Genomic DNA, 8,235 nt, shown 5'->3' with positions numbered 1-8,235 from the left:
CTGTTCTTCCGAGAACAGCATTAATGATATTGGCGTTTTGGGGCTTTTCAAATGGATCGGAAAGCGTCCATAATTGGCTCTATAATCATCCGAAATTTGGTCCATCATTGCAACAATGGGATCAGCACCGTGTTATTCCCTTGAAAGCAAAAATGACCGCTCTCATAATGATGTGTATTAGTGCCAGTTATTTAATATTCTTTTCAAGCGCCCCCACAATTGTCATTATCATTTCACTCGGACTTATGCTCTTTGGTATTCTTTATGTGCTGAGCAAGCCAAGCACACACCGCGAAGAATAAAGGCTATTATAGGTTTAATTCCATATAATAATCTGATCGCGAGTATGTGCTCTCGTCCTTAGGGGATAATCTCTTAAATCCATATTTTTTATAGAGTGTAATTGCGGGTTTTAAACTGCTATTGGTATCCAGAAAGAGTGTCTTCCCCCCCCTTGCTTTAAAGCGTTCAAGCACCTTTTCAACTAGTATATTACCAATTCCCAATCCCTGTGCATCCGGTAAGACGCCCATTTTGCTTAATTCAAATCGTATTGGGGAATGTTTTTTTAATGCGATTGCACCTACGGGCTTTCCATTTAACAATGTAAAATAAATTTCACCACCCTTATCAAGCACATATTTTTCCGGATCACTTAGATTGATAATATCTTCTTCTTCCATAACGAACAATTTTTCAATCCATTGTTGATTAATATGGCGCCATGCGTCTTTATATTTAATGTCATATGGGACAGTTTCGATCTTTTGATCAGGCTTTTTATTTTTAAAATCATTATAACGTTGCGTGAACGAATTATTCTTTAATTCACTTTCATAGTCATCCAAGGCATCAAGAATATTATGATTACAGTTTTTAAGGACATCGGACATGGCCCGCTCTGCAACCTCCCAAATAGGAATTAACTTTGAAATAAGTTTCTCACCTCGGTCACTAAAAACGACTATTTTGCTGCGCGCATCTTCTGCAGTTCTCAGTAATAGATAATTTTTGCTCGATAGCTTCTTCACAGTCTGACTAACTGCCGAATGGGATAATCCCGTTAATTTCTGCATGTCTGCTATCAATAAAGGGCCCTTTTGATGTAAACAATAAAGGATCGGAAATTCACGCATTCTGATATCTGCGCCCTCTTCCTTATAAATTTTATCCATTTCAATGCTTAGCATTTCGAAAATGCGACGGCACCGCGTTCCAATACCAATTTCTTTAAAAATCTCGTTCTTCATGGGGCGGCCTACCCTTTTATTATTAATGTAACTAATTATATAAATATTTATATAATTAAATTTAGATAAAAAAGAAAGTTCTTTTTATAAAATTGACTAGGAATATGAGGTATTAATCACTATATAAGCTCTAAATTAGAATTAATGGAATGGGACCGTTTTGGAATATATTCAAGTAATAGCAGGACTGATATTACTCGTGACCGCTGGCGATGTGCTTATTCGCGGCGCTGTCTCTACTGCTGAAAATTTCGGTCTAAGCAAGCTTGTTATTGGGTTAACGGTCATTGCCTTTGGCACTTCAGCGCCAGAAATGGTAGTTGGGATTGATGCCGCGCTTGCAGGCGTACCGACAATGGCCCTTGGTAATGTTGTTGGCAGTAACACTGCAAACATTCTTCTTGTCATTGGGCTTCCTGCCATTATTTATCCTTTTGTTTGCGACAGTGATGAAGTAAAGCGAAATTATTATATCATGCTTTTTGGTACAGTTCTCTTTATGCTATTATGTGTCACTGGTCCCTTAACCCATTTCCATGCCACATTTTTACTGATTTTCTTATTTTCCTTTCTTTATAGCTCATATAAAAATGGGCGAATTAATACGTCACTAGCAAGCGACAAAGAAGAAATATCAGAGCATGCATATGAAACGCTCGATGAACTACCGGAGAAACCACTTTCGACGGGACGAGCCACACTTTATATTGTAACTGGCTTAGCCGGATTAATGTTTGGTGCAGATATTCTTGTGGATGGTGGTGTTGTTATTGCACAATCATATGGTATTTCAGAAGCCGTTATTGGTCTGACTATTATTGCGATTGGTACAAGTCTACCTGAACTTGTTACTTCTATTATGGCCGCGCGGCATGGACACGGAGATGTGGCATTAGGCAATATTATCGGTAGTAATATATTTAATTTATTTGCAATTATGGGCGCCACTGCGTTCGTTGCAGATGTTCCAGTACCGCAAAGCTTCCTCACTGTGGACTTATGGGTTATGGCACTTGCATCATTTGCTCTTATCCCATTCATTCAATGGAAAATACGCTTTAACCGTGTAATAGGAATCTTATTTACTGGCGGTTATATCACTTATATATATATGCTTGGTACAGCCTAAGAAAGAATAAAACGATGACTAAATCAATTCATAAAAGCAATATGACCCCGATTAAATACGCAGACGCAACAAAAAGCGTTCGTCATGTATTTGTACGCGATCTATTATTAGAAAGCTCAATCGGAATTTATGATCATGAAAAGATTCGTACTCAAAAGATACTCGTCAATGTCGACCTTTCCGTTACCGAAGAAACATCACCATTAAAAGACGATTATGAAAATGTCGTTTGTTATGAAAAGGTTGTTAAAGCCATTCAAAACATCGTTAATTCCGGCCACGTAGAATTGGTTGAAACCCTGGCAGGAAAAATTGCGGATATGAACTTAATTGATCCACGTGTCATTGCCGTTCGCGTGAGCGTCGAAAAACTAGAAGCAATTGAAAACACAAAAAGTGTTGGCGTTGAAATTGAACGCCACAAAAATTAGTTATATATTTATTTTACAACCGAATTACAACTATTACACTTTTGTTAAATCATTGAAATTACAGCATATTATTTTTTGTTACAATTTGAACTAATCGTCAAAGTTGTTAACATCCGAAAAAATAAAATATTTTTCTAAAAAAAAGGCTTTACAAGTTACATACAATAACATAACCACATCTATAAATTAATAATAATCCATTTAAATCAACAACTTAATATGTATGCCTAAAAAATAGGCAAAACGGTAAAAAATCAATAGTTCTGCGCTCTTATCCTTCCTATAAAAACTTATACACTAAGTTATCCACAGATTCCGTGGATAAGTTTTTTAACTTTTTTCTTGACCTCTATTAGTCATTGATTCATCTCGATATTTATATTTTATTTACTATAAATTTTGTTTTCTTCTTCTTATTCAAAAAATAAAAAGCTTTGATCAATCGCAATCGTTAGATATAAATTAATTCATGATCGACGGCGTAAAAATCATTAAATCTTATCTTAAAAACCTTGGTTCCCAACCAGGCGTTTACCGTATGATTGATGATAAAGAAAATGTGCTTTATGTCGGTAAAGCTAAAAACCTTTCAAACCGTGTAAAAAATTACACAAATTTAAAGGGGCTTTCGCACAGAATTGCGAAAATGGTGTCCCTCACCCGCAGTATGGAATTTGTCACAACCCATACCGAAGTAGAAGCATTATTACTCGAAGCCAATCTGATCAAGCGCTATAAGCCACCTTATAATATTTTGCTTAGAGATGATAAATCCTTTCCTTATATTCTGATTGATACCACACATAAAAGCCCACAAGTTTTAAAACACCGTGGTGCAAAAAAAAGAGAAGGACACTATTTCGGGCCCTTTGCATCTGTGGGCGCTGTTAATGCCTCTTTAAATATACTACAGAAAGCTTTTTCCCTTAGAACGTGTAGTGACAGTATTTTTAATAGCAGAAGCAGACCCTGCCTTCTTTATCAAATTAAGCGATGTTCCGCGCCATGTGTCGATAAAATCTCCGGACAGGATTATAATGCGTTGGTTGATGAGGCGCATGATTTCTTAAGCGGCAAAAGTGATGCGATAAAAAATCGTTTTACAAAGAAAATGGAAAAAGCCAGTAAAGATCAAAATTACGAACTGGCCGCCGTATATCGTGACCGATTAAAATCACTTGCCGCAGTGCAAAGCAGACAGGATGCAACAGACGGCAAATTAAACGAAGCCGATGTGATTGCTGCCTATAAACAAGGTGGACAAACTTGTGTGCAAGTCTTCTTTTATCGGGGCGGCCAAAACTGGGGTAATAAAGCATATTTTCCAAGACATGATAAAGACCAGCATGTTGATGAAATATTACCTGCATTTATCAGTCAATTTTATGAAAATAAATTACCCCCTAAGAAAATATTCATCAATAACACCATAAAACAAAAAGCATTACTCGAAGAAGCATTAGGGATTAGAGCAGACCGCAAAGTACATATTACAATGCCGCAGCGGGGGAGTAATCTATTACTTGTCGAAATGGTTGAAAAAAATGCCCGTGAAGCTCTAGAGCGAAAAGTAGCAGAAACATCATCACAAGCAAAATTATTAGCGGGTGTTGCAAAACTATTTGACCTTGAAGCTCTACCAGAACGAATAGAAGTCTATGATAACAGTCATATTTCAGGTACCAGCGCATTGGGTGCAATGATTGTGTCTGGCCCGGAAGGTTTTGATAAAAAATCATATCGAAAATTTAATATTAAATCTGAAAATATTTCGGCCGGTGATGATTTCGCCATGATGCGTGAAGTATTATCGCGCCGATTTAAGCGTCAATTAAAAGAAGATCCCGATAGAAGCGCGCCGACTTGGCCCGATTTACTTTTAATTGATGGTGGCAAGGGGCAATTAAGCTCGGTGATGGAGGTTTTAGAAGATCTCGGCATATCAGACATACCCGTTGTTGCAATTGCCAAAGGTCCTGACCGCAATGCGGGACGTGAAGATTTTTATTTACCCGGGAAAGCGCCCTTTAAACTCGCACCAAATGATCCTGTCCTCTATTTTCTTCAAAGGCTACGTGATGAATCCCATCGCTTTGTTATTGGCTCACACCGAAACAAGAGAACCCAAAAAATTCATAAATCCATTCTTGATGATTTGACGGGTGTGGGGGCAACACGGAAAAAAGCATTACTTCTCCATTTTGGTTCCGCAAAAGCCGTTGAAGGCGCTGCAATCTCTGATCTACAGAAGGTAAATGGCATCAGCAAGGCTCTCGCCACACAAATATATGATTATTTCCACCCTTAAGTGACAAAGTCATTGCCATACGTGGTAATATTTATAAAATCAGATTCGATTATAACGAAAATGAAAATTTATGAATAATTTAGCAAATATACTCACATTCTCTCGGATATTAATGATCCCAATGATGGTTGCTTCCTTTTATCTATTAAAAGGTGATCTAAGCAATTGGGTAAGTTTTGCGATTTTTACCACGGCCGGAATAACCGATTTCCTTGATGGGTATGTTGCCCGTAAATTCAATCAATCGTCAAACCTTGGCGCATTTATGGATCCAATTGCAGATAAGCTTTTAATCGCCGCCGCATTAATGATGATGGTCGCATTTAACCGTATTGAAGGATATTCAGTAATTGCTGCTATCATTATTTTATGCCGCGAATTTGTTGTTTCCGGATTACGTGAATTTCTCGCGGATTTAAAAGTAAGCATTCCTGTAACATATCTGGCAAAATGGAAAACAACCATTCAAATTTTTGCCCTTGGTTTCTTGCTAGTAGGCGATGCAGCACCCGACTTTATCCCTGCCCTGATGATTGGCGATTGGTGCCTTTGGGTTGCCGCACTTTTAACTTTATATACCGGATATGATTATTTGAAATCCGGCCTTAAACATATGTGAGCGAATGATGAATATTTTATACTTCGCCCTTATTCGTGAAAATATTGGCCACTTTTCAGAAACAATCGATTTACCGAATGATATTAATAACGTAAATGGCTTGATTAATTATCTCGAACAAAAAGGTGATAACTATAAAGCGGCTTTTGCACAGTCCGATTTAATTCGTGTCGCCATCAATCAAGAATATGTAAATTTAGACCATCCAATTTCCAATAACGATGAAATTGCCTTTTTCCCACCGATGACCGGAGGATAAAATGCACATCTCTGTTCAAGCCGATGATTTTAATATCGCTGATGAAATTAATGCACTTAGCAAAGATCGTACGGATATAGGGGCCATAGCAACCTTTACCGGTCTAGTTCGTGACATTCATGGTGAAAAAGCTATTAAAAGCATGACACTTGAACATTTCCCCGCAATGGCAGAACAAGAATTAGAAAAAATTGGAAATGATGCAATAAATAGATGGCCTATTGAAGGCCTTACCATAATTCACCGCTATGGAAAGCTGCTCCCCGGGGATCAAATTGTTCTGGTAATTACAACCTCTCATCATCGCGAGGCCGCCTTTAATGCTGCACAGTTCATAATGGATTGGTTAAAAACCGATGCCCCTTTCTGGAAAAAAGAAGAAACAGACGAAGGCACACATTGGGTCGCCGCCAAATCAGATGATAATGACAAGAAAGATCGCTGGAAATAAATTATTCCGCGTCACTCCATACGGCAAACTCATTACCGCTAGGTTCTTTAAAATGGAAACGCCTGCCTCCAGGAAAATTACTATCAAAAAATGCTTTAATTTCATCATCACGGCTTGCTGAATGGAATGATTTAGCCCCTGCGAGCGCCGCCGCATCCAGTGCGCCGGAAAGTTGAGACCTATATAAATAGGCACGCCCTAAATCAACACCGACCCCTAATAGCCCAACAAGTAAAGAAAACATTAAACCCGTCTGGATTAAAATACTGCCACGTTCTTCATTTCTTAGCTTATTAATAATATCCGTAATCATCTAATCTTCCCTCAATAGATACTGGAACCACGATTCCAGCGTTATTTAAGAGAATTCTAATAGATAAGTATTAATAAAAGACGAATTCTAGTTGCAAATTTAGTTAATATTTAATTGAAATTTGCTTTATTGGGCCTCATATACACCACGCGCAATCGCACGCGCCATGACATCTGCGGCTGCGGCCCCAATTTCCCCCAACCTTCTTGATCTATTAGGACCTTCAGGAATCTCTTTAGTTCCCCCCGAAATACAGAAAATCGTATCGCCGTCTGATGGCATATGCACTGGACGAATAGCACGTGCAAAACCGTCATGCGCCATCATTGCAACACGTTTACATTCAGCAGATGTTAATTTCGCAGATGTGGCGATAACGCCAATTGTCGTATTGGTTCCCGGCGTCATACCGCCCATCTTGGTATCTTCTGGAACCGGTGTAATTGCCGTTTCTTGATCAGGATTTGACTTTTGTCCGCCAAGTTCATCACCAATGGCAAAGGGTTGCGCCCAAAATGTTTCACCGTCCGGCATATATGTGCTGCCAACACTATTCACTGCGACCAAGGCGCCAACCATCAAATCATCACCAAGATCAATGGATGCGGAACCTAATCCCCCTTCTTTATTGCCGGAACGTGCGCCTAGCCCTGCGCCACTATTTCCGAGCTTAAAATTATCTGATGTGTTCTTTAACGCTTCAATACCAAGATCATGATATGGGGTTTCCATTCCCCAGTTCTTATCACCACCATTAACAAGATCAAATAGAATGGCCCCTACAACAATCGGTACGGCTGGCATGTTTGGGGTAAATTTTAAACCAACCCCTTCTTTTGACATGGCTTTTGCGACACCATCACCTGCTGCTAATCCGAAAACGCTGCCACCAGATAATACAACGGCATCTGCGCGTCCAACCAAATTTTCGGGGCTTAACACCTCAACATCACGTAACCCCGGTCCACCACCACGCACATCAACACCGCCAGTAACAGAATTAGGACAAAGAAGCACTGTTGTGCCGGTTCTAACCTTTTCATTAACCGCATTTCCTACGGTTATTCCTTCAACATCAGTGATTAAGTTCTTTGGTCCTGGCTTATACATGCTTTATCCAATTGTTATTTAATATGAGTAGCTTACCTAAATACAGCGGCCGCCGTCAACTTCCATGGCTACGCCCGTTACCATACTGGCGTCGTCTGAACAAAGGAAACACGCAGCATTTCCCATATCTTCTGGTGTTGAAAATCGCCCAATCGGAATTGTTGAAAGAAATTTTTCCCTGATCTCCGGTGTATCTTCACCCATAAATGTTTTTAAGAGCGGTGTATCACCGGCCACAGGGTTAATAGCGTTTACCCTGATCCCAAATGGCGCAAGCTCAACTGCCATGCCGCGTGTCGCTGTAATCATCCATCCTTTTGACGCATTATACCATGTTAAATTGGGACGCGGGCTTACACCACCCG

The 8,235-nt window shown here is 39.3% G+C and carries 11 protein-coding genes; 7 read left to right on the top strand and 4 right to left on the bottom strand.

Annotation, left to right across the window (positions count from 1 at the left end; translation table 11 throughout):
* On the top strand, positions 1 to 302 hold a 302-nt coding region (locus ACTF6W_RS12220), incomplete at its 5' end, for a YbaN family protein (RefSeq protein ID WP_438994829.1).
* Positions 303 to 308: 6 nt separating this feature from the next.
* Here ACTF6W_RS12220 and ACTF6W_RS12215 read toward each other — a convergent pair.
* Positions 309 to 1,250, bottom strand: a complete 942-nt coding sequence (locus ACTF6W_RS12215; RefSeq protein ID WP_438994828.1) for a bifunctional helix-turn-helix transcriptional regulator/GNAT family N-acetyltransferase — start codon at positions 1,248 to 1,250, stop codon at positions 309 to 311.
* Between the two features lie 160 nt (positions 1,251 to 1,410).
* On the opposite strand from ACTF6W_RS12215, the gene ACTF6W_RS12210 reads away from it, so the two are divergent.
* The 6 genes from ACTF6W_RS12210 (at position 1,411) to ACTF6W_RS12185 (ending at position 6,447) form a co-directional block, all read left to right on the top strand.
* Positions 1,411 to 2,379: a calcium/sodium antiporter gene (locus ACTF6W_RS12210; RefSeq protein ID WP_438994827.1), complete on the top strand. Its 969-nt coding sequence runs from the start codon at positions 1,411 to 1,413 to the stop codon at positions 2,377 to 2,379.
* A 14-nt stretch (positions 2,380 to 2,393) separates the two neighbouring features.
* Entirely contained in the window at positions 2,394 to 2,810 is a 417-nt protein-coding gene (gene folB / locus ACTF6W_RS12205; protein ID WP_438994826.1) for a dihydroneopterin aldolase, read from the top strand.
* A gap of 469 nt (positions 2,811 to 3,279) precedes the next feature.
* Positions 3,280 to 5,118, top strand: a complete 1,839-nt coding sequence (gene uvrC / locus ACTF6W_RS12200; RefSeq protein ID WP_438994825.1) for an excinuclease ABC subunit UvrC — start codon at positions 3,280 to 3,282, stop codon at positions 5,116 to 5,118.
* 70 nt (positions 5,119 to 5,188) lie between these two features.
* Positions 5,189 to 5,737 carry a CDP-diacylglycerol--glycerol-3-phosphate 3-phosphatidyltransferase gene (pgsA, locus tag ACTF6W_RS12195; protein WP_438994824.1) on the top strand — a complete coding sequence of 183 codons (549 nt, stop codon included), beginning with the start codon at positions 5,189 to 5,191 and terminating at the stop codon, positions 5,735 to 5,737.
* Positions 5,738 to 5,741: 4 nt separating this feature from the next.
* Positions 5,742 to 5,996, top strand: a complete 255-nt coding sequence (gene moaD, locus ACTF6W_RS12190) for a molybdopterin converting factor subunit 1 (RefSeq protein ID WP_438994823.1) — start codon at positions 5,742 to 5,744, stop codon at positions 5,994 to 5,996.
* 1 nt (position 5,997) lies between these two features.
* Positions 5,998 to 6,447: a molybdenum cofactor biosynthesis protein MoaE gene (locus ACTF6W_RS12185; RefSeq protein WP_438994822.1), complete on the top strand. Its 450-nt coding sequence runs from the start codon at positions 5,998 to 6,000 to the stop codon at positions 6,445 to 6,447.
* Between the two features lies 1 nt (position 6,448).
* Here ACTF6W_RS12185 and ACTF6W_RS12180 read toward each other — a convergent pair whose 3' ends face one another.
* The 3 genes from ACTF6W_RS12180 to ACTF6W_RS12170 form a co-directional block, all read right to left on the bottom strand.
* A complete protein-coding gene (locus ACTF6W_RS12180; protein WP_438994821.1) occupies positions 6,449 to 6,760 on the bottom strand; it encodes a VOC family protein in 312 nt (103 codons plus the stop codon).
* Between the two features lie 126 nt (positions 6,761 to 6,886).
* Positions 6,887 to 7,870 (bottom strand): P1 family peptidase, encoded by a 984-nt coding sequence (locus tag ACTF6W_RS12175; RefSeq protein ID WP_438994820.1) that lies wholly within the window; start codon positions 7,868 to 7,870, stop codon positions 6,887 to 6,889.
* A 36-nt stretch (positions 7,871 to 7,906) separates the two neighbouring features.
* Positions 7,907 to 8,235 (bottom strand): SDR family oxidoreductase (locus ACTF6W_RS12170; protein WP_438994819.1); only part of this gene is annotated, 329 nt, incomplete at its 5' end.

Source organism: Pseudemcibacter sp. (assembly GCF_965661635.1).
Lineage (GTDB): Bacteria > Pseudomonadota > Alphaproteobacteria > Sphingomonadales > Emcibacteraceae > Pseudemcibacter.
Note: the sequence above shows the minus strand (reverse complement) of the source record. Positions and strands in the feature narration are given on the sequence as shown.

Excerpts from the sequence above, each read along its gene's own strand:
- ACTF6W_RS12215 (WP_438994828.1), bottom strand. The coding sequence starts at position 1,250 with ATGAAGAACGAGATTTTTAAAGAAATTGGTATTGGAACGCGGTGCCGT.
- ACTF6W_RS12180 (WP_438994821.1), bottom strand. The coding sequence starts at position 6,760 with ATGATTACGGATATTATTAATAAGCTAAGAAATGAAGAACGTGGCAGT.
- folB (WP_438994826.1), top strand. The coding sequence starts at position 2,394 with ATGACTAAATCAATTCATAAAAGCAATATGACCCCGATTAAATACGCA.
- ACTF6W_RS12175 (WP_438994820.1), bottom strand. The coding sequence starts at position 7,870 with ATGTATAAGCCAGGACCAAAGAACTTAATCACTGATGTTGAAGGAATA.
- moaD (WP_438994823.1), top strand. The coding sequence starts at position 5,742 with ATGATGAATATTTTATACTTCGCCCTTATTCGTGAAAATATTGGCCAC.
- uvrC (WP_438994825.1), top strand. The coding sequence starts at position 3,280 with ATGATCGACGGCGTAAAAATCATTAAATCTTATCTTAAAAACCTTGGT.
- pgsA (WP_438994824.1), top strand. The coding sequence starts at position 5,189 with ATGAATAATTTAGCAAATATACTCACATTCTCTCGGATATTAATGATC.
- ACTF6W_RS12185 (WP_438994822.1), top strand. The coding sequence starts at position 5,998 with ATGCACATCTCTGTTCAAGCCGATGATTTTAATATCGCTGATGAAATT.